Source organism: Falsiroseomonas sp. E2-1-a20 (genome assembly GCF_051433195.1).
GTDB lineage: Bacteria > Pseudomonadota > Alphaproteobacteria > Acetobacterales > Acetobacteraceae > Falsiroseomonas.
In genome coordinates, this window is sequence record NZ_JBHMFT010000173.1 from 1 (window position 1) to 878 (window position 878).

The 878-nt window shown below is 63.3% G+C and carries 2 tRNA genes; both read right to left on the reverse strand.

Features of this window, described 5'->3' with window-relative positions:
* Positions 1 to 369: 369 nt before the first annotated feature.
* A tRNA-Ala gene (locus tag ACFHPP_RS31200) sits at positions 370 to 442 on the reverse strand.
* Between the two features lie 135 nt (positions 443 to 577).
* A tRNA-Ile gene (locus tag ACFHPP_RS31205) sits at positions 578 to 651 on the reverse strand.
* Positions 652 to 878 lie beyond the last annotated feature (227 nt).

Below are 878 nucleotides of genomic sequence, written 5' to 3' on the forward strand. Positions count from 1 at the left end.
TACTCAACCACCGCCGTCCGCGCGCAGGACCAAACCGCACCAGATGAACCTTCGCCCACCAGGCCAGCCCGCCCCCACTCAGGAACGACAACGGCACACTCTACCCAAATTACACACACACTGGATGACGACACCTGCCACCCCAGCCCCGAGCTCGCGCCCCGGACCGCAGCGGCGGATCACCATCCACCAAATCATCTTCACCGTTTGAAAGAACATGCCCAATCCGGAGCCAAAGCCCCGGCGGGAAACTGTTGAGGGAAGCCCGCACCACCTCGCGGTGATGCGTCTCTCAAGGACGCGCCCAACCAAGCGCACCCGCAAACCGCAAGCCGGACCCACCGGACCCAACCCGCCAGCCACCAAATCTGGAGGCTAACGGATTCGAACCGATGACCCCCTGCTTGCAAAGCAGGTGCTCTACCAGCTGAGCTAAGCCCCCGAAATCATCCAGGCCAGAGCAACCGAAAGACGGTAACGAGGCGCGCCATCGGCACACCGCGCTGCGCGGCATGCCGCGCAGATCGCTCGTCACCCCCTCCGGGGGATTTTTCCTTGGCCAAGGGCCAAGGAAAAATGGGCCAGGGAGGACTTGAACCTCCGACCCCACGCTTATCAAGCGTGTGCTCTAACCAACTGAGCTACTGGCCCCCACACCTGTCTGACCCGCGCAGCACAATGTCCGGCAACCCGAAGGTCGCAACAGGACACTACGCCACGTCAGGCGGAGGGAGGGGCAGCCGGATGGATCGCTGGTGCTTGTCCGAACATCCTCCCCACCCCATCCGGGGCAGGTCCGACATCCAGAAGGGCCTGAAACAGGCCGTCTATCAGAACCACCACAGCCGAGAGGCCGAAACCCCTCACCCCATGGCGGC